This is a genomic window from Paraburkholderia fungorum, from assembly GCF_900099835.1.
Classification (GTDB): domain Bacteria; phylum Pseudomonadota; class Gammaproteobacteria; order Burkholderiales; family Burkholderiaceae; genus Paraburkholderia; species Paraburkholderia fungorum_A.
On sequence record NZ_FNKP01000001.1, the window covers coordinates 3,393,097 to 3,412,409 of the forward strand.

Annotated in this window: 17 protein-coding genes; 2 read left to right on the forward strand and 15 right to left on the reverse strand. The window is 63.3% G+C overall.

Going from position 1 to position 19,313, the window contains the following annotated elements; genetic code table 11:
• Window positions 1–22 precede the first annotated feature (22 nt).
• The 15 genes from BLS41_RS15045 to mpl form a co-directional block, all read right to left on the reverse strand.
• Window positions 23–1,075, reverse strand: coding sequence for an aldose 1-epimerase (locus tag BLS41_RS15045; RefSeq protein WP_074765793.1), 1,053 nt, complete (start codon window positions 1,073–1,075; stop codon window positions 23–25).
• A 220-nt stretch (window positions 1,076–1,295) separates the two neighbouring features.
• Window positions 1,296–2,210, reverse strand: a complete 915-nt coding sequence (locus BLS41_RS15050; RefSeq protein WP_436971985.1) for an SMP-30/gluconolactonase/LRE family protein — start codon at window positions 2,208–2,210, stop codon at window positions 1,296–1,298.
• Window positions 2,207–3,007: an SDR family NAD(P)-dependent oxidoreductase gene (locus BLS41_RS15055; RefSeq protein WP_074765796.1), complete on the reverse strand. Its 801-nt coding sequence runs from the start codon at window positions 3,005–3,007 to the stop codon at window positions 2,207–2,209. The genes BLS41_RS15050 and BLS41_RS15055 overlap by 4 nt, the downstream gene beginning before the upstream one ends.
• A gap of 47 nt (window positions 3,008–3,054) precedes the next feature.
• The gene (gene araH, locus BLS41_RS15060) at window positions 3,055–4,071 is read right to left on the reverse strand and encodes an L-arabinose ABC transporter permease AraH (RefSeq protein ID WP_074765799.1); all 1,017 of its coding nucleotides are present in this window, start codon (window positions 4,069–4,071) and stop codon (window positions 3,055–3,057) included.
• A gap of 54 nt (window positions 4,072–4,125) precedes the next feature.
• A complete protein-coding gene (gene araG, locus BLS41_RS15065; protein WP_074765801.1) occupies window positions 4,126–5,670 on the reverse strand; it encodes an L-arabinose ABC transporter ATP-binding protein AraG in 1,545 nt (514 codons plus the stop codon).
• 234 nt (window positions 5,671–5,904) lie between these two features.
• Window positions 5,905–6,903, reverse strand: a complete 999-nt coding sequence (locus tag BLS41_RS15070; protein ID WP_074765803.1) for an arabinose ABC transporter substrate-binding protein — start codon at window positions 6,901–6,903, stop codon at window positions 5,905–5,907.
• Between the two features lie 168 nt (window positions 6,904–7,071).
• Complete coding sequence (locus BLS41_RS15075; RefSeq protein ID WP_074765806.1) at window positions 7,072–7,848, reverse strand: SDR family oxidoreductase; 777 nt, start codon at window positions 7,846–7,848, stop codon at window positions 7,072–7,074.
• The gene (locus tag BLS41_RS15080; RefSeq protein ID WP_074765808.1) at window positions 7,845–8,525 is read right to left on the reverse strand and encodes a 2-dehydro-3-deoxy-6-phosphogalactonate aldolase; all 681 of its coding nucleotides are present in this window, start codon (window positions 8,523–8,525) and stop codon (window positions 7,845–7,847) included. Before BLS41_RS15080 ends, BLS41_RS15075 begins: the two co-directional genes overlap by 4 nt.
• Window positions 8,526–8,561: 36 nt before the next feature.
• A complete protein-coding gene (locus BLS41_RS15085; RefSeq protein ID WP_074766571.1) occupies window positions 8,562–9,599 on the reverse strand; it encodes a 2-dehydro-3-deoxygalactonokinase in 1,038 nt (345 codons plus the stop codon).
• Between the two features lie 20 nt (window positions 9,600–9,619).
• Window positions 9,620–10,576, reverse strand: coding sequence for an IclR family transcriptional regulator (locus tag BLS41_RS15090; RefSeq protein ID WP_074765810.1), 957 nt, complete (start codon window positions 10,574–10,576; stop codon window positions 9,620–9,622).
• A gap of 1,064 nt (window positions 10,577–11,640) precedes the next feature.
• Complete coding sequence (gene mtgA, locus BLS41_RS15095; RefSeq protein WP_074765812.1) at window positions 11,641–12,363, reverse strand: monofunctional biosynthetic peptidoglycan transglycosylase; 723 nt, start codon at window positions 12,361–12,363, stop codon at window positions 11,641–11,643.
• A gap of 45 nt (window positions 12,364–12,408) precedes the next feature.
• Window positions 12,409–13,272 (reverse strand): shikimate dehydrogenase, encoded by an 864-nt coding sequence (gene aroE / locus BLS41_RS15100; protein ID WP_074765814.1) that lies wholly within the window; start codon window positions 13,270–13,272, stop codon window positions 12,409–12,411.
• A complete protein-coding gene (locus BLS41_RS15105) occupies window positions 13,269–15,383 on the reverse strand; it encodes a ribonuclease catalytic domain-containing protein (RefSeq protein WP_074765816.1) in 2,115 nt (704 codons plus the stop codon). Before BLS41_RS15105 ends, aroE begins: the two co-directional genes overlap by 4 nt.
• A gap of 366 nt (window positions 15,384–15,749) precedes the next feature.
• Entirely contained in the window at window positions 15,750–16,352 is a 603-nt protein-coding gene (locus tag BLS41_RS15110) for a YqiA/YcfP family alpha/beta fold hydrolase (RefSeq protein ID WP_074765818.1), read from the reverse strand.
• Window positions 16,349–17,743: a UDP-N-acetylmuramate:L-alanyl-gamma-D-glutamyl-meso-diaminopimelate ligase gene (gene mpl, locus BLS41_RS15115; RefSeq protein WP_074765820.1), complete on the reverse strand. Its 1,395-nt coding sequence runs from the start codon at window positions 17,741–17,743 to the stop codon at window positions 16,349–16,351. Before mpl ends, BLS41_RS15110 begins: the two co-directional genes overlap by 4 nt.
• 196 nt (window positions 17,744–17,939) lie before the next feature.
• Between mpl and BLS41_RS15120 the strand changes: the two genes are divergently transcribed.
• Both BLS41_RS15120 and BLS41_RS15125 read left to right on the forward strand, forming a co-directional pair.
• Window positions 17,940–18,593, forward strand: coding sequence for a UDP-N-acetylmuramate--alanine ligase (locus BLS41_RS15120; RefSeq protein ID WP_074765822.1), 654 nt, complete (start codon window positions 17,940–17,942; stop codon window positions 18,591–18,593).
• An 11-nt stretch (window positions 18,594–18,604) separates the two neighbouring features.
• On the forward strand, window positions 18,605–19,153 hold the full coding sequence (locus tag BLS41_RS15125) for a TlpA family protein disulfide reductase (RefSeq protein WP_074765824.1): 549 nt from the start codon (window positions 18,605–18,607) through the stop codon (window positions 19,151–19,153).
• The last annotated feature ends 160 nt before the right edge of the window (window positions 19,154–19,313 follow it).

Sequence of the window (19,313 nt, forward strand, 5' to 3'; positions counted from 1 at the left end):
CGCCCATTCGCCTCTTTCTCCGTCACGACCGCCGCCGCGCTCCCGGCATCGAGCGCAAGCCCGTCCGCTCCACCGTGAACCGGAACGTCCGCGTCAGACGCTCGCCGCGCGCAAGCAACGTCATGCCGTTCTCGCTCGCGCCGCCTGCCAGATTCATCGCGTTGATCGGGTGATCCACGGGTTCGAAGCAGAAGAAATCTTCGCCGGGCGGCGTGTACAGCACGTAGTAATCGGTATCGGCGGCAATATTCAGCGACAGACGCCGCTTCGGCCACACCACCGCCGCCTGCCCGCTCCATCCAGTGAAAGCGTGGTTGACGATGGTGTCCGGCAGCGGATACGCGACGCCGAATTGCCACGCGGGCGGCGCAGGCACATGCCGCACCGGCAGCCAGTCGTCGCCGGAAAGCCAGAGACCGCCGGCCGCCGCCGATAACTCGGTATCCGCGTCGCGCACGAAGAATGGATGCACGCCGAGTCCGAACGGCAGCGCCTCGCGCCCCGCATTCTCGATTTCCAGCGCAATCACGAGCGTCGGGCCGTCCAGCGTATAGGTCTGACTCGCGCGGAATGCGTACGGCTTGCCGTCGCGGCGATCGAGCGTCAGACGCACGTTTTCGCGGTCCGACTCGGCCACCTGCCACGCCGACAGCCAGCCGTCCCCGTGAATCGGCAGCGGTTCGTCGTTACGATTGCGCGGTACTTCGACACGCCGTCCGCCGACATTGAATTGTCCGCCGCCGATCCGGTTCGAATACGGAAGCAGCGGATAGCAGGCGAGCTGGTTCGGTTGCGTATCGGCGGAAACGTGACGGCAGCGGCGGAAAATCGGCGTCAGCGCACCGTCGTTGCGCCAGTCGAACCGGGTGACGCCGCCGCCGAGAGTCGGCGCAACGTCGAGGCGCAAATGCGTATTGGCGAGCGTGATGCATGCCACGTCGCCGGCACTGGTTTCGCCGACCGCGACCGCCGACGTGCTCGGTCCGGCCAGCACCGGATTGGCCGCCGCGGCCAGCCGCGAGCGCCGGCTCTGAGAGGTAGGAGAAGAAGCGGAAACAAGATTCGCAACAGTCATATCTGGCTCCATCGAGAGGCGTGAGACGTTGGTGTCATTGCTGACAGATGCGGTAGGGCGATTTTTTTGTGTACGGATCGCCTCAGGGTCCAACTACAAGCTGCCGATTTGCTGCCACTGAAAATCACTGGAATTGCGACTTCAACTTCTGGATTTCGGTCAGGATCACTACGGATGCCAGCCACCCGATCGACTGGGTGGCCGGCTGCGTCATTCTGCGCTATGCAGGCGCGCCCTGGAACACCGGCTCGGGCAAACCGTGGCGCGCTTGCGTCGCCACGAACACGCCACCCGCGTGAGTATCGATCGCGAGCGCCGCTTCGTCGAGATCGGCGCGCGCGCTCGTGACGTACAGCGTGTCGAGTTGCGGGCCGCCCAGCGCGACGCAACTCGTGTGCGCGGTCGGCACCTCGACGCGTTCGGTTTCGACGCCATCGGGGCCATAACGCACCACGCGACGGCCGCCCCACTGCGCGTTCCACAAGCCGCCGTCGCTATCGACGGTCGAGCCGTCGGGCTCGACGCTGCGGTCCGGCAGACGGAAGAACAGGCGGTCGTTGGAAATAACGCCGTCCGCATGATAGTCGCAGGCGCGGATTTCGAAGGCCAGCGAATCGCAGTAGTACATCGTTGCGCCGTCCGGGCTGAACGCGATGCTGTTCGCAATCGCGGGCGACGGCAGCGGCAGGCGTTCCAGCGACAGATCGCAGTTGAGCCGGTAAAAACCGCCAATCGGTTGCGCCGGCGACGTGTCGTCTTTCGTACCGAACACGAAGCGGCCCTGACGGTCGCAACGCCCGTCGTTGACTCGCGTATGCAGGCCCGGTTCGACATCGACGACAGGACGGATTTCGCCGGTCGTCAGATTGAAAAACGCCAGTTGCGACGCGAGACCGAGCAGCACAAAACGCGGGTCTGCGCACAACGCGAAGCAGGCGAGCCGCTCGGGCATCGGCCACGACGCGTTGGTGCCGTCGACCGGATCGTAGCGCCACAAACGCGCGCCCTCGATATCCGTCCAGTAGAAGCGATCCGTGCTCGCGCACCAGGTCGCGCATTCGCCAAGCGTGCATTTCGTATCGAGCAGCAGCGTCGCCTTTTGCGAGGTCGAGCTGGAAGGCACGCCCGAACTCACGCCCAGCCTCCGTCGACCACGACGTCCTGCGCGGTGATCATGCGGCTGTCGTCGGCCGCGAGGAACAGCGCCATGCGCGCGAGGTCGGACGGCTCGAGTTCGGCGTCGATACACTGCCCTTCCTTGATCTGACGACGCCCTTCGTCGTCGAGCCACAGGCGCTTCTGCTTCTCCGTGATCACCCAGCCCGGCACCAGCGTATTCACGCGGATATTGAAATGGCCGAGGTCGCGGGCGAGACCGCGCGTCAAACCTTGCACCGCCGATTTCGACATCACGTAGACCGGGTAACCGCCGTTCTTCAGCATCCAGCTAATCGAGCCGAGATTGATGATCACGCCGCTGTTGGCCGCCTTCATGTCTTCCATCACCGCTTGTGCCGCGAAGAACTGGTGACGGATGTTGACCGCGATACCCGCGTCGAAAAACTCGCGCGTCACGTCGCCGATCTGATGACGCTTGTCGTTCGCGGCGTTGTTCACCAGCACCTGGATCGGGCCGAGCGCGGCCTTCACGTCGGCGATGGCTTTTTGCAGCGCGTCGATATCGGTCAGATCGCACGTCAGGAACAGCGGCTTGTGCTTCGAATCGCCGAGCTGGTCGGCGAGCGCTTCACCGGCGCTCGCGTCGATGTCGAAGAACGCGACGCGTGCGCCTTGCGCCGCGAAATGCTCGACGAACGATGCGCCGATTCCGGTCGCGCCGCCCGTGATCAACACCGTGCGGTCGACGAGACTCGGATAGCGCGCGAACGCGGTATCCGCGAGACGGGCGTTTGCATTGGCCGGAGACGACATCGTTCGATTCCTTTAAGAGCGGTTAGATAAGTGACGAGGTTCGGGGATCAGTCCCGCGAGCCACGGTTCTTCAACTGGTCGAGCAGCACGGCGGCGAGCAGGATCGCGCCACGCACGAGGTACTGATAGAACGCGTCGATGTTCAGCAGGTTCATCACGTTCTCGACCGTGCCCATGATCAGCACGCCGATCACGACGCCGGAAATCGTCGCGCGTCCGCCGAGCAGCGACACGCCGCCGAGCACACACGCCGAGATCACGTTCAACTCGAAACCTTCAGCGGCATTCGGCTGACCCGACGTAATACGCGACGCCAGAATCACACCGGCCAGCGCGGTCACCGCCCCCTGAATCAGGAAGATGTAGACGCGCGTGCGTTCGACGTTGATACCGGCCAGACGCGATGCTTCCGGGTTGCCGCCGATCGCCAGCGTGTTGCGGCCGTACACGGTCTGGTTGAGCATCACGCCGAACACGATGAAGCACAGCAGCGTGACCCAGATCGGCAGCGACACGCCGAAGAAGCTCAAACCGCCCAGCGCGATAAACGTATCCGACGACACGCCGACTGCCTGGCCGTGCGACACGATGAAACCGAAACCGCGCACGATTTCCATCGTCGCGAGCGTCGTGATCAGCGCGTTGATGCGCAGATACGCGATCACCGCGCCGTTGACGAAACCGATCACCGCACCCGCTGCAACAGCAGCAATGATCGCAATGAAGGTGTTGCCGGTCGCGTTCAGCACCATCGCGCACAGCACGCCCGCAAACGCGACCGTCGACCCTACCGACAAATCGAAATCGCGTGACGCCAGGCAGAACATCATCGTGCACGCGACCATGCCGATCTGCGAGATCGACAGTGCGAGGCCGAGCATGTTCTCGATCGAGAAGAAGTGATCGACGGTCAGCGACATCGTCACGAACATCACGACGAAAATCACGATCAGGCTGTACTCGGTGATCTGCTGCCACCATTTCGTCTTGTCGTTCGACGCTGGAATCAGCGCTTCCGCCGCGCCTTTGGCGGCTTGCTGCGCGAGGTTTTCTCTAGCTTGCATGATGAAGACTCCTCCCGTTCCCCACGGGTTGCCGGACTTGCGTCCGAATAATGTTCAGGCCGCCTGCTGGGCAGCGGTTTCAGTTCCGGTACCGGGCAGTGCAGTCGAGCTTTGCGGCAACGCGAGGCTCAACACCGCTTGTTCGTTTGCATCCTTGCGCGACAGTTCGCCGGAAATCCGGCCCTGACGCATCACGACGATCCGGTCGGATACGCCGAGCACTTCCGGCAACTCCGACGAAATCATCACGATTGCGCAGCCGCGTTCGGCAAGCTGATAGATCACGTTGTAGATTTCGTGCTTCGCGCCGACGTCGATCCCGCGCGTCGGTTCGTCGAGAATCACGACCTTCAGATCCGGTTCCGCGAGCCAGCGCGACAGAATCGCCTTCTGCTGATTCCCGCCCGACAGGAAGCGGATTTTCTGGCGACGGCTCGGCGTCTTGATCTTCAGCAGCTTGATGAAACGGTCGGCGGTTTCCGCTTCTTTCTTGCGATTGAGGAACATCCCTCCGCGCAGATAATGACGGCGGCAACTGATGTTGATGTTCTCCGACACCGTCGCCATCGCAACGATGCCCTCTTCCTTGCGGTCTTCCGGGCACAACACGATGCCGTGCCGGATCGCTTCGCCCGCGCTGCGCACCTTGATCGGCTTGCCGTCGAGCAGCAGTTCGCCGCCCTTCTTGCGATCCGCGCCATACACGAGGTGCATCAGTTCGCTGCGGCCTGCGCCAACCAGGCCGAAGAAGCCGACGATCTCGCCGCGCCGCACTTCGAAGCTGGCCGGTTGCGCGAGCGCGTGACCTTCGATCGCTTTCGCCGCGAAACGCACTTCGCCGAGCGGCCTTGGCGAATAGCTATAGATGTCCGAAATTTCCCGCCCCACCATCTCGCTGACGATGGTGTCGCGCGACACGCCTTCGAGCGTCGTGTGCGAAGCGATCTTGCGGCCGTCGCGGAAAATCGTGCAGGCATCGCACAACTCGTAGATCTCGTCCATCCGGTGCGAGATGTAGATCATTGCGCGGTTGTCGGCGCGCAGGTCGCGCACCAGCTTGAACAGCACTTCGGTCTCGCGGTGCGACAGCGAACTGGTCGGTTCATCGAGCGCGATCACGCGTGCATTGCGCAAAAGCGCCTTGCAGATTTCGACCATCTGCCGTTGTGCGATCGAGAGCTTGCGCAGCTTGGCGTTCGGATCGAGTCCGACGCCCATCGCTTCGAGGCGTTCGCGCACGAAGCGTTTTGCCTCGCGCTTGTTGACCCAGCCGAGCGAGTTGGGCAACTGGCCGAGCAGCAGGTTTTCCGCGACCGTCAGATCGGGGACGTACTGCAATTCCTGGTGAATCACCGCGATTCCCGCCGCGATCGAAGACGCCGCGCTCGTGAAGCGCACCTCGTTTCCGTCGATCATCACGCGGCCCGAATCGGGCTGATATTCACCGCCGAGAATCTTCAGCAGGGTCGACTTCCCTGCGCCGTTTTCGCCCATCAGACCGTGAACCTGGCCGACGTTGACGTCGAAGGACACACCGTCGAGCGCACGCACGCCTGGAAAGACTTTGCCGATATTGTCAAAACGTAGCGTCGCTGACACTTCGCCTCCTAGTAGACCGGAGTTTCTGGTGCGAAAGCACTGACTCCAATCCCATGCAGTTATTGCTGCTTCATATGAACCGCGTTGTGAAACGCCTCGTGGACGCACTCAACCCGGCCTGTCTCTACTGCTTCTTTTATTCCTGCCACCGACGCGCCGCTTTCAGAGATGTCCCCTGAAAATGACGCGCCGGCAGTTCACTTCATCTGCATTACAACCGCGTTACCCACCCGCTTAGTTCGCAGCCAGACCCATCTTCTGACGAACGTCGGCCACGTTGTCACGCGTCGCCAGCATGCCGGTGGTCAGCGTGAGCATCGGCGGTTCCTTGCCTTGCGTGATCCAGTCGTACATCAGCGTCGAAGTTTCTTCGCCGTGACGCTTCGGGCTGATGATGACCGTGCCGTAGAAGCCCGTCGGCGTCGGCTTCTTGAACTCGTTGAGTGCCGAGTCCGAACCGCCAATGCCGATACCGATCATGTTGTCCGCCTTAAAGCCGCGGCCTTCCGCTGCGCGCACCGCGCCGAGCACGCCTTCGTCGTTCAGCGCGTAAGCAACCCAGTGCTTGTACTGCGGGTTCTTCGTCAGCGCGATGTTGGCTGCGTTGAACGCGTTTTCCGTGTCGGTCTTCGCTTGCGGCGCCATGATGATGTTCGCCTTCGGGAAGCCGGCGGCGACCAGTGCGTCGGTCGCGCCCGACGTACGGTCATGCGCGGTCGGCAGTTGCTCGTAGGTCACGTCGATCGCGCCGACGTCCTTCATGTCCCAGCCGCGCTTCTTGATTTCCGCCGCCAGGCCGTCGCCGACCTGCTTGCCGATGTTGTACGCGGAGATGCCCATATGCGGCACCGAAGCGATCGGCTTGCCCGCGCCGTCGACCAGGCGGTCGTCGACCGTCATCATCTTCAGGCCGTCAGCTTTCGCTTTCGCAACGATGCCCGGCCCGAGCTTGACGTCCGGCGTGCAGATCACGAAGCCTTGCGCCTTCTGTGCCGACAGGTTGTCGATTGCGCTCATTACCTTCTCGCCCGACGGCGCGCCGATCTTCACCAGCGTGAAACCCTTCTCCTTGGCGGCGATTTCGGCGAACTTCCATTCGTCCTGGAACCACGGTTCTTCCGGCTGCTTCACGAGGAAGCCGATCTTCACCGGATCAGCAGCTTGCGCGGCCGTTGCGTTGAACAGCACACCCGTTGCGGCTGCCATCAGCGTGAGGAAAATTCTACGTTTCATGATGCTTGTCTCCTGACTAATTGATAACGAGAAGGTATCGGCCGCGTCTTCTTGTACCGGGTATGACACACGCGGCCAGCGCGTCGTCCGGTGTACTTTTTTGCCCTTCTACTTTCTTGTTGCGTGAAACGTGCTGCGTGAATCTGGTGCTTGAATCTGCTGAATGAATCAGTCGTGGTACAGCGCGGAGCGGCCGCCGTCCACGGTAATGCAACTGGCGTTGATGAACGGCGCTTCGTCCGATGCGAGGAACACCGCCGTCATCGCCACTTCTTCGGGGCGGCCGATACGCTTCATCGGCGGCAGAGCGAGTGTGGCCAGTTTCGCGGCGGCCGGATCGGGCTGCTCGTTCCACCAGTCGTGCGTCAGTTGGGTTTCGATATAGCCTGGCGCGATTGCGTTGACGCGCACGTTGCGCGGCGCGTATTCGATGCCGAGCGCGCGCGTCAGACCGATCACGCCATGCTTCGCCACCGGATACGGAAAGCAGCCCGGAATGATCTTGAACGAATGTGTCGACGCGATGTTCACGATGCTGCCCGCGCCACGTTCGACCATGCCCGGCAATGCCGCACGGCAACCGTTCCACACGCCGTCGAGATCGACCGCGAAGCAGCGCCGCCAGTCGTCGTCGGTCATGGTCAGCGGATCGCAGAACACGTTGATGCCAGCGTTGTTCACGAGCACGTCGAGCGGACCGAGGTTTTTTTCGGCCTCGCTCACGGCCTGCTGAACCGACGCCGACTGCGTCACGTCGGTATGCACCGCGAGCACCCGCGCGCCGGTTTGCGCGCGGATCGACTCGGCCGTTTGCTGCGCGGTGTCGATATCGAGTTCCGCCAGCACGACCGACGCGCCTTCACGCGCAAACGCAAGCGCGATCGCCGCGCCGATGCCGCGCCCGGCACCGGTGACCAGCGTGGTTTTGCCGGCGAGCCGCTTCATTTCTTCGCGCCCGCGCGGGCGATCCGCAAGCCGTTGATGTACGCCTTCGCATGCGACGCGGTCACGGCTGCGCTCTGACCCGGCTTGTACAGCGCCGAGCCGAGGCCGAAGCCATTCGCGCCCGCGCTGAGGAACGGCCCCATGTTGTCCGGCGTGATACCGCCGACCGGCACCAGCGGCACCTCGGCAGCGATCACCGCGCGCCATGCTTTCACGACCTGGCAGCCGAGCTGTTCGGCGGGGAACATCTTCAGCACGTCCGCGCCGTTCTTCAACGCGATGAACGCTTCGGTCGGCGTGGCGACGCCCGGCGCACAGGCCATGCCTTGCGCCTTGGCGGCGGCGACGACTTCCGGATCGCTATGCGGCATCACGATCAACTCGCCGCCCGCCGACTTCACATCGTTGACGAAGCTCGGATGCAGCACCGTGCCCGCACCGACGATCGCATCCGCCGGCAGCACCTTGCGGATCGCGGCGATGCTGTCGAACGGTTGCGGCGAATTCAGCGGCACTTCGACGATGCGAAACCCGGCTTCGTACAGAGCCTGGCCGTGTTCGGCGGCATCGGCGGGCGTCACGCCGCGCATGATCGCGACCAGCGGACAGGCTTCGAACGCCGCGATCAGACCCGCGTGCGGCATATACGGAGCGGGCAGATTGATGTGAGGTTGCATGTCGGTTCCTTGTTTCATAAGCGGCGGTGCGGCCGGTTAGCGGGCGAGCGCCGGTTGGGCGGCCGGATTGACGAGCCCCGCCTGCGAGGCGACGCGCCACAGACCGCGCTCGGTCGCCTGTTTGACCAGTTCAGTCTGCGTGCAGCCGAATTGCGCGAGCGCGAGGCGATAACGCTCGCACAGCGCTTCGTTGCCGATCAGACGCAGGCTTTGCCCGGCGAGTGAATCCTGTTGTTGCGCCAGCACGGCGTCGAGACCGGCCAGTTCGTGGCCGATCAGCAGGCCCGACAGATAATCCGGCTGCTTCTGCCCCGGCAACTGTCCGGTGAGACCGAGCGAGCGGGCGCTGAAAATGGTCGCCAGCACGCCAGCCTGGCCTTTTTCCCGCGCGATGTTCACGCCGTGCAAAAACGCTTCGGCATCCGGACGATCGGGCGTGACCATCGTGCGGCCGAGAATCGTGTGTTCGCGTAACGCCGCGAACACTTCGCCGGTCATGAAGGTATGAAATCGTTCGATCCGCCCTGCCTGCACCACCGCCCATTTCGCGTGGGTGCCGGGCAGGCCGATCAGTGCGCGGACGTTGCTGTCGGCGGGGTCCACTTCATTCGCGGCCTCGCCGAGCGCGCCAAAAATCTGCGTTTCTTCGCCACGCATCACATTGGGCAACTCGCCGCGTTGCAGCACGCCCGGCACGATATGCAGCGTCGCGCCGCACGCCGCCTTCACGCGGACAATACCCGCGACCAATGCGTCGGCATTGGCGGGCGCATCGACATACGGTGCTTCCAGCCAGCCTTGCGCGCTGCCGACCATGCCCGCAGCGATGGCCGGTACGTTCGGCGCGTCTTTGAGCCACTGGCCGCAGACGTCGTCGAACGCTGCATCGAAACCGCCCTGCTCGGCGCTGCGCGGCAAATTCATGATGCCGGCCGGCGACGAGCGCGTGGCCAGCACCTGGCCCGCTGCGTCGAACAGATACGCGCGCAGCGAACTCGTGCCCCAATCGAGCGCGATCAGCGCGGCGTCCGGGAAATGCGCGACGGCGTCGTTGGCGAGAGAAGTCGTTACCATTTGAGAAGAACCCGCTTGTGTCATCGTTTGATCCTGCGGGTTGCCGGTTGCGGTGCGCGCCAACCGAGTTCCTCCGAAATCGCGCGCGCTTCGCGCTGCACGACCGGAATCAGTTCGTCCATCCGTTCGAGCGACATGTACGGAATCGTGCTCGCCACCGACAGCGCCGCCACCACCGCACCCGACGCATCGCGCACGGGCGCCGCGACGCAACGGATCGCCGCTTCGTTTTCTTCGAGATCGAAGGTGTAGCCGCCGGCTGCATAGCCCGTCATGCGCTGCATGAAGGTCGGTGCGTCGGGACGGTTATCCGGCTTGAACGTGACGCCGGCCAGTGCGCGGCGCGATGCATCGAACAGCGACTGCCAGGTGTCCGGCGTGAGATCGAGCATCATCGCCTTGCCGATTCCCGTCGACGCCAGCGGCATCCGGTGACCGACGCGCGAGCGCATTTCGAGGCCACGTGTGCCCGGGATCTTGTCGATGTAGAGCACGTCGTCGCCGTCGCGCACGCCGAGGTGGATCGTGTCGAGCGTCTGCTCCGCCAGCGACTCGAGGTGCGGACGGGCAACCGCCGTGAGCGGCATCTGTTCGAGCGCGATGGTGCCCAGTTCGATCAGCTTCGGTCCGAGCAGATATCCGCCCTGCACCTGCCGCAGATAGCGCGCCTGCACGAGGCTGCTGACTAGCCGATGCGTGGTGCTGCGAGTCGTGCCGAGTGCCGCGCCGAAGGTGCGGAGATCGCGCACGCCGGCGGCGGCGGCTTCGAGAATCGCCAGGCCGCGCAGCAGCGTTTGCGTGCCGGCTTGTTGCGGCGTGATGTCCAGCAGGGTGCTCGGCAGCGCGATGGAGTCGACGGAAGCCGGTTGGACGCTGGCTCGCGGTGCTTTGACCGCGGAAACCGGACGCGGCGTGGCGCTAGTCGCGTGATCAGCTTCGGACGCGCTCGCGGCGTGGGTGGGCATCGCTTTGTTCATGGCGATTGGCTTTTGGATGGGTTTTTTGCGCTTACAGCGCGGGGCCGGAGATGCGGCTCGGGCTCGATGTGCTCGCGATGCTGCGGGCGCGGGGGTGCTGCCTCAAGCTATTGGGCATGGTTGGCCTTGTCTCCGATTTTTTTGCATGCGCTGTTTTTTCCGCGCCCTTTGATGCGCGCTTTTTTATGGCGCTGCTGGGGGGCGGTGCGTATTGGATTGGATTGTAGGAGGGTTTGTGAGAAATCACCAATATGTGAATGGTGGATTCATATATTGGGATTTTTGGTTGGCGTGGCTTGGGGTTGGGTGTGCTCTGTGCGGTTTTGGCCTTTCCTTGATGTCACGGTGGTCTATTAGCTCTGCCCCTGTGCGGGGCGGCACTCACTTTCTTTGCCGCCGCAAAGAAAGTAAGCAAAGAAAGCGGGCTCACACCGCTAGCTATGAAGTGGGTCCCCTGGCTTGGAGGGGGCAGTGGTGCATCTGGAATCGGTGCCTTCGCACACTCCGCGTTCGTGACAAGGCAGTCATGCTTCCCGACTCGCACTAGTGCTCGCCGGAATGGGTCGGTCCCCGCGTTGGTTGGTGTGCGATCGGGTTGCCTCGTGATGCTCTGCCGAATGCTTGTTCGATCAGGAACGCAGTGCGCCCCGTGCCGAAACGCGGGGGGCGCATAAACCACAATTCGATTGGATAGCGTGCCCTCAGAACGAGGTTGCACGAAGCATGAGCGCGGGGGTTTGATAACTACCGCGACGGCGCGCGAAGCGCCGCCGGAAGAATGACTGCCTTGTCACGAAGGCGGAGTGTGCGGGAGCACCGATTCCAGATGCACCACTGCCCCCTCCAAGCCAGGGGACCCGCTTAAGAGCTAGCGGTGTGAGCCCGCTTTCTTTGCTTACTTTCTTTGCGGCGGCAAAGAAAGTGAGTGCCGCCCCGCACAGGGGCAGAGCTAATAGACCACCGTGAAAACAAGGAAAGGCCAACATCGACAGAACACAGCCAACCCGCCGCAAAGGCAAAGACAAAAGCAAAAGCACCACCCTGCAAGGGCAAAACCAACCCCTTTAATCCGGCAATTCCGCCGCCCCCATCCGCCGCGCAATCACCCTCGCCCTCTGCACGAGATAAGCCGACCCGCGATGATCATCGAAATACTTGGGCCTCGGCAGCATCACCGCCAGGCGGGCCGACTGCCCCGCAGTCAACTTACCGGCCGACGTCTTGAAGTAATACTGCGCCGCCGCCTCGGCGCCATACACCCCATTACCCCACTCAACGGAATTGAGATAAATCTCAAAGATCCGCTCCTTGTCCATCAACGTCTCAAGCATCCACGTGATGATCAGTTCCTGGCCCTTGCGGATATAGCTCTTCTCACGCGATAAAAACAGATTCCGCGCGAGCTGCTGCGTAATCGTCGACCCGCCTCGGACAATCTTGCCCTTGGCTTTGTTGCGCTCCCAGGCCTGCAGGATCGCATCGGTTTCGTAGCCGTTGTTGTTGACGAAATTCGCGTCTTCGGAGGCGATGATCGCTCGCTTCAGGTTGTGCGAGATCTGGTCGTACGGCACCCACGTATGCTGCAACGAGATACCGGGCCGGTCTTTCGGCAAAGTCCACGCGTCCGAGCGCATGAACGCGGTCGACTGCGGATTGACGTAATTCCACACCGCGATCTGCGCAAAGTAATAAGCCTGCGTGGCAAGCCACGCAATCACCAGCATCGCGCCGAAGTAAAACACCCATCGCACCGGAGCCGGCCGGTTCGCACGCCGTGTCGCTGTCATCGTGCTTCCAGTCCTCGAATCGGAGAGTTCGGCCAGGTCGGAGATTTACGCGTGAGACGGCGCCGTCAGCAGCGCACGCAATTCGGCCAGCACTGGCGCGCCGTCGGGCCGCACGCCGCGCCACACGTAGAACGATTCGGCCGCCTGCTCGACCAGCATGCCCAAGCCGTCCGCACCGCGCGCGCCAAGCTTGCTCGCGTGCTCCATGAAAACGGTGGGATGCGCGCCGTACATCATGTCGTACGCGAGCGTGCCGTTGCCGAACGCGCGGTCGTCGCACTCGGGCAACGACGCGTCCAGACTGCCCGCCGTCGCGTTGACGATCACGTCGTAGGTGCCCGCGTCGATCGCGCGCGCGCTGCCGCCGGTCAACCGGCATGCGGCGTCGCGAGCGGCTTGCGCGAACTGGTCGACCAGCGCTTCAGCCTTCGCCGCCGTGCGATTGACGATAGTCAGCGTATGCGGCGCCCGGTCGAGCATCGGCAACACGACGCCGCGTGCCGCACCGCCCGCGCCCAGCAACAGAATGCGAGCGCCCTTCAGCGACACGCCGAGATTCACTTCGATATCGCGCACCAGGCCGAAACCGTCGGTGTTGTCGCCGTAAATTCCGGTCGAATCGATCCGCAACGTGTTCACCGCACCCGCCGCTGCCGCGCGCGGCGACAACGTGTCGGCAAATGCATGCGCGTCGAGCTTGAACGGTACGGTCACGTTCAGGCCGCGCCCGCCCGCGTCGATGAAGGCACGCACGTGCGGCACAAACGCATCGACGGGAGCCAGCAGGTGGCCGTAGTCGACCGGCTCACCGGTTTGCGCGGCAAAGCGTCCGTGGATGAACGGCGATTTGCTATGGCCGACCGGATTACCGATGACCGCATAGCGGTCGCGTGTTGCGTTCGTGCTCATCGTCCCGGCTCCGCGATGTGCTGATCGGCGGCGGCGCTCGTGGTGTCAGTGTCGGCTTCTTCGACTGCACCCGCCTCACCGTCGAGGTCGGCTTCGGCCTGCGCCTCGGCTTCGCCTTCGGCGCTGTCGTCGGCGGCGTCGATCAGCTCTTCTTCACTTTCGTCCGCTTCTTCAGCTTCTTCCGCTTCGTTGCCGCTCGTCACGGTCGGCGCGTCGAGCACGTGCAACAGACGAACGGAGGCTTCGACGGTCAACTCGTCGATCGACATCACTTCCATCTGCAAACGCGTGCCGCGTGCGTGTACGCCGAGGCCCGGCACATGCAGCAGCAGCGGAATCTCTTCGAGGCGCACCAGATCGCCCTTCACCACCGACGCCACCACCTGCTTGCGGTTTTCCTGTTTCAGCCAGCGCAGACACCAGAAATACTCCATGCGGCGCTGATGATCGGCATACGCGGTGTAGGTATCGTCGAAACCTTGCACGACGGCGAACAGGTCGGCGTCTTTCGGCTTGAACGGCGCGGCCAGCTTCGCGGTCACGCCATGCTGCACGCAGGCGATCAACTGCCACTGGTTCACGAGGTCGGTATAGCGGCGCAGCGGCGACGTGCTCCACGCGTACTGCGTGACGCCCAGGCCTTCGTGCGGCGCGGCGTTGGTCTGCATGCGGGTGCGCTTCGGACCGGTCGGAGCGCCGAACGCGCGCTGCGTGCGGTAGATGCCCGGCACGCCGTGGTCGTGCAGGAATGCGCCCCACGACGAGTTCGCGAGAATCGCCAGTTCGGCGACGATCGTGTCGAGCGGCGAACCGCGCCGACGCGGCGTGATCGTGATGTGCTCGCCTTCCACGTAAAAGTTGAAGTCGGTATTGCGCTGCACTTCGCGTCGCAGGCCGTAACCGGCGCGCGCGGTCTGACGCTTTTCGAACAACGCCTGCGCGAACGGCCACAACACGGCGATGTCGTCCTTGTGCGGATATTCGCCGGTGCCGTTGGCCAGAGCCTCTTCGGTGACGAGTTCGTCGAGCGTGTTGTGACGCAGATTATTCGCGACGAACACACGCTCGGCGCGCGTTTCGCTCGCGACGATCTCCTGCGTCTCGCGATTGATGATCACATACAGCGACAGCGCGGGACGCAAGCCGCCTTCGGCCAGCGTGAACGCCTCGACGACACTGTCGGGGAGCATCGTGATCTTGTCGCCGGGCATATACACGGTGGACAAACGCGTGCGCGCAATTGCGTCGACTTCGTCGCCGCGTTGAATGCCGAGCGCCGGTGCCGCGATGTGCACGCCGATCCGCACGCGGCCATCGGCCAGATGCTCGACGGAAAACGCATCGTCGATCTCGGTCGTGGTGATGTCGTCGATCGAGAACGCCTGCACGTTGGCTTCCGGCAGATCGTCCGGCAGGCTGCCCGCGGTGACTGCCGGGAAGCCGGTGCCGTGCGGGAAGAATTCGGAGAGGAATTTCGCCTCATGCAAAGCCCGCGCGGACGGAATCGCGCCGCATTCGAGCATCAGACGCGCCTGCGAAATGCCACGCGCGGCCGCCGCGTTTTCGAGCGCCTTGTATTCGATCGTGTTCTTGTCCGGCTTCGTCAGCAACGTGAGCGCGGTTTTACCGGCCAATGCGTCGGGCAGACGGCCAGCCTTCAACTCATCTTCGTAGCCCTGCTGCACCAGCGCCTGCTGACGCTTGCGCTCGAGCCCGGCCAGCGCCATCTTCAACTGTTCCTGCGGCGCGCGCTGATACATGCCGCGCCCCTTGCGGCGGAAATACACCGGCGCGCCATGCATGCGCAGCACCAACGCCGCACGCTCGATCGAACCGAAGCTTTCGCCGAAGTACTCGGCACCGAGTGTCGCAAACGGGAATTCATCTTCCGGCGCGCATTCCCACAGAAAGTCCAGATCGATGTCCTGCGCGATGGTGTCGGCCTGCTGCATCAACTCGGCCGCGCTCGGCTTTTCGAATTCGATCAGCACGTCTTTCGCGCGCACCTTGGCACGGCGGCCGCCCGGCAACTCGACCTGAAAAGCATCGCCCTGGCGCGACAGCACGCTGCCCGCCTTGAAACTGCCCGATTCCTCGAAGAAAACGTTCACTCAATACTCTCGTTCTGTCTTGCATCTGCCGGCGCGCCCGATCCTGTTCGGCGATCGGTCACTGCGTGCGCGGCACGGCAACGTGTTCGTGGTAGTGGATCCGCGGCGCGATACGCGCGCCTGCGGGTTGAATCTGGTGACGGGTGACAGATGACGGCTGGCTGGAGGCGGCTTGTGGTCGCTTCAATCACCATCAGTCATACCGATCTGGGTCCTTTTCTCATGTCGCACCCAGGTCGTCACCGGCTGCATCCAGGCCGTTCTGTTGTCCGTCAGCCGACGAAAACCGCTGAGGCCGTCTTTACCGCATGGCCACTCGTGTCGTCTTTCGTCGCCTTATGGTGTCTTTCGTCGCTTAAGGCTGCTTCACGCTGCTTCGCGCGGCGCGGGCGGCTCGACGTCTTCGGCGTCGCAAAACGCCAGGACGTCGTCGACGTACTGCGCGAATTCGCTGATCGCGTGGTCACTCCCTTCGATCAGCGTAGTGCGTGCGCCCGGATAGTGCGCGAGCATTTCGCGATAATCGAGCACTTCGTCGCCGGTGGCGGCCATCAAATAATAGCGTTCGGGCCGCGTGACCGACGCGACGCTCAACGCCCGCAGTTCGTCCAGATGATGCGGCTCGACGACGATACTGCCGCCGCCGTGCCACAACGGCTGCTCGCCGAGATACGCGCTCAGATCGCGCTGCGGCACGACCGCCGGGTTCAGCAGCACAGCCGGCCAGCCGTGCTTTTCGGCCAGATAGGTCGCGAAGTAGCCGCCGAGCGAACTACCGATCACCGTCACGTTCTTCGGTTTGGCTTGCGCCACCAGCGATTCGGCGAGCGCCACCGTTTCGAACGGCGAAACCGGCAGCATCGGGCAACACCATTCGTCGCCGCGCCCCAGTTCCAGCAGACGCGCCGCCAGCACGCGCGCCTTGAACGAATTCGGCGACGAGCGGAAGCCGTGCAGATAAAGAATCACGAAGCGCCTCGCGCGGAAAGGGCGTCGAGCAGTTTCTGATGCACGCCGCCGAAGCCGCCGTTGCTCATCACCAGAATCTGGTCGCCGGGGCGCGCTGCATGGACCACGGCTTTCACCAGCGCGTCGAGATTGTCGAAGGCTTGCGCTTTGCCGCCGAGCGGCGCGAGCGCTTCGCCGAGGTTCCAGCCGAGCGCGTCGCGGCCGTTCGGCGCGCCGTAGCCGAATACCAGGTCGGCGTCGGCGAGGCTGGCGGGCAGTTGCGCTTTCATCACGCCGAGCTTCATCGTGTTCGAACGCGGTTCCAGCACGGCGAGAATCCGCGTATTGTCGCGGCCGACGCGCGCGCGCAAGCCCGCCACGGTGGTGTCGATTGCGGTGGGATGATGCGCGAAGTCGTCGTACACGGTCACACCGTCGACGCTGCCGCGCACTTCCATGCGGCGCTTCACGTTGCGGAAGCTCGCCAGCGACTTCGCGGCCTGCGCGGGCGGTACGCCGACATGACGCGCGGCGGCGATTGCAGCGAGCGCGTTCATGCGGTTGTGCTCGCCCTGCACCTGCCAGTCGACCACGCCTACCCGCTCGCCGTTGTGATACACGGCAAATTGTTCGTCGACGGGAACGCCGTCTTCGGCGGGCTGGGTTTCCCAGCCGCCCTGCACGCCGAAACGCTCGACTTCGCTCCAGCAACCGCGCGTCAGCACGCGCTCGAGCGCGCCTTCACGGCCATTCGTCACGATCCGGCCGATGCCCGGCACCGTGCGGACCAAGTGATGAAACTGCGTCTCGATCGCTGCAAGATCCGGGAAGATGTCAGCGTGATCGAACTCGAGGTTGTTCAGCACCGCCGTTTTCGGCCGGTAATGGACAAACTTCGAGCGCTTGTCGAAGAACGCGGTGTCGTACTCGTCGGCTTCGATCACGAAGAAGCTCGAATCGGTCAGCCGCGCCGACACGCCGAAATTCAGCGGCACACCGCCGATCAGGAAGCCCGGATTGAGACCGGCGTCTTCGAGCAGCCAGGTCAGCATCGAACTGGTGGTGGTCTTGCCGTGCGTGCCCGCCACCGCCAGCACCCATTTGCCGTTCAGCACATGCTCGCCGAGCCATTGCGGGCCGGACACATACGGCAGACCGCGGTCGAGAATCGCTTCCATCAGCGGGTTGCCGCGTGAGACCACGTTGCCGATCACGAACAGGTCGGCGTTCAGGCCGTTTAGCTGATCGGCGTCATAACCTTCGATCAGACGAATGCCTTGTGCCTCGAGCTGCGTGCTCATCGGCGGATAGACGCCGGCGTCGCAGCCCGTCACGGTATGACCCGCGCCGCGCGCGAGAACCGCGAGACCGCCCATGAACGTGCCGCAGATACCGAGGATGTGGATATGCATAAGCCTGTCGTGCCGCGCGGGCGTTTTTTGCGAGGGATGGAGGTGCAAAAGCGGCCGGAACGACCGTCTGCAAAGGACGTTATTGTAACCGAGCCGCCCGGCTCTCCCCATCGAGCGTTGTCCACGCTGCGCCCGGCCTGTGGGTCGGGCGGCCCGCCTGGAAAGGCCTGTCATCAATCTCTAGTATGATTGGCGGATGGTTCGCAAATCACATTTCGATCCGCAGCGCGTGCGCGAGGAAATCGCCATAGCAGCTGCGCGCATGATCGCCGAAGACGGTCTGGACTACGCCACGGCCAAGCGCAAAGCGGCCCGACAGGTTGTCGGCGAGACGCGCGTTGCCGGCGAATGGCTGCCGGATAACGACCAGATAGAAGAAGAAATCCGCGAATATCAGACGCTCTTTCAGGGCGACAGCCAGCCGGCGCTCCTGCGACGGCTGCGCTGCATCGCGATTGACTGGATGGAGCGGCTCGCGGCCTTTCATCCCTATCTGACCGGCGCCGTGCTGGGCGGAACGGCCGGCGAGCATTCGGACATTCATCTGCAAGTGTTCTGCGACAACCCGAAAGAAGTCGCGATCTACTTTCTGAACGCCAACATTCAATATGACGTGTCCGAGACCCGGCATTTCGCGGGACGCGGCTACGTCGAAACGCTGAGCTTCCTGTGGCGCCCCCTGAACGAAGGGCGCGACGCCGAACCGGCGGGCATCCACGTCGCGCTGTACGAATCCGACGACCTGCGCGGCGCAGTCAAGGCCGACGCGCGCGGCCGCACGGCGCGGGCGAATCTGCAGGCGGTTCAGGCGCTGCTCGATAGCAGCGAAGCTGCCTCCCCCACTAATTAGACCGACCGACAATGAATACGAGACGGATTCTGGCAGGCGCAGTTGTGGCGATCGTCGCGGCGGGCGGCGGTGTGCTGGCCAATCACTGGATGAATGGCGACGCCGAAATTGCGCACGCCGCGCAGCCCGCTTCCCAGCAGAGCGCGGTCGACCAGCTGTGGGCCGCGGCAGTCACGAACGTGGACGGTAAGCCGCAATCGCTGAGCATGCTCAAGGGCCACCCGATCGTCGTCAACTTCTGGGCGTCGTGGTGCGGGCCGTGTGTCGAAGAAATGCCTGCTCTCTCGCAACTTCAACGCGAGTACAAGAAGAAAGGCATCCAGTTCGTCGGACTTGGTGTCGATTCGGACAAAAACGTACAGGCTTTCCTGCAGAAGGTGAAAGTGGCCTATCCGGTCTACGTCACCGGTTTCGGCGGCGCCGACCTTGCTCGCGCGTTTGGCAACAATGCAGGCGGCTTGCCCTTCACGGTTGTGATCGACGCCAAGGGTAACGTTCGGTCGACAAAATTGGGACAAATCGACCCTGCGACCCTTCGACAGACGCTCGACGCGCTTTAAATATCACATTCTTTTGACGCTCAGTTACCGTCGGAACGAGCAAAAATGCGCGCAAATCGCGCGAATTTGAGGGAAGATGCACGCCCGGCGACGTGACACGGTTATCGCATTAATGTTCCTTACCTCCGGAAAACTAGACAAGTTTCTCTAATCAGCGCTA

Excerpts from the sequence above, each read along its gene's own strand:
- aroE (WP_074765814.1), bottom strand. The coding sequence starts at position 13,272 with ATGAGCACGAACGCAACACGCGACCGCTATGCGGTCATCGGTAATCCG.
- araH (WP_074765799.1), bottom strand. The coding sequence starts at position 4,071 with ATGCAAGCTAGAGAAAACCTCGCGCAGCAAGCCGCCAAAGGCGCGGCG.
- mpl (WP_074765820.1), bottom strand. The coding sequence starts at position 17,743 with ATGCATATCCACATCCTCGGTATCTGCGGCACGTTCATGGGCGGTCTC.
- BLS41_RS15120 (WP_074765822.1), top strand. The coding sequence starts at position 17,940 with ATGGTTCGCAAATCACATTTCGATCCGCAGCGCGTGCGCGAGGAAATC.
- BLS41_RS15075 (WP_074765806.1), bottom strand. The coding sequence starts at position 7,848 with ATGAAGCGGCTCGCCGGCAAAACCACGCTGGTCACCGGTGCCGGGCGC.
- BLS41_RS15070 (WP_074765803.1), bottom strand. The coding sequence starts at position 6,903 with ATGAAACGTAGAATTTTCCTCACGCTGATGGCAGCCGCAACGGGTGTG.
- BLS41_RS15085 (WP_074766571.1), bottom strand. The coding sequence starts at position 9,599 with ATGGTAACGACTTCTCTCGCCAACGACGCCGTCGCGCATTTCCCGGAC.
- BLS41_RS15055 (WP_074765796.1), bottom strand. The coding sequence starts at position 3,007 with ATGTCGTCTCCGGCCAATGCAAACGCCCGTCTCGCGGATACCGCGTTC.
- BLS41_RS15125 (WP_074765824.1), top strand. The coding sequence starts at position 18,605 with ATGAATACGAGACGGATTCTGGCAGGCGCAGTTGTGGCGATCGTCGCG.
- BLS41_RS15080 (WP_074765808.1), bottom strand. The coding sequence starts at position 8,525 with ATGCAACCTCACATCAATCTGCCCGCTCCGTATATGCCGCACGCGGGT.
- BLS41_RS15045 (WP_074765793.1), bottom strand. The coding sequence starts at position 1,075 with ATGACTGTTGCGAATCTTGTTTCCGCTTCTTCTCCTACCTCTCAGAGC.
- mtgA (WP_074765812.1), bottom strand. The coding sequence starts at position 12,363 with ATGACAGCGACACGGCGTGCGAACCGGCCGGCTCCGGTGCGATGGGTG.
- BLS41_RS15090 (WP_074765810.1), bottom strand. The coding sequence starts at position 10,576 with ATGAACAAAGCGATGCCCACCCACGCCGCGAGCGCGTCCGAAGCTGAT.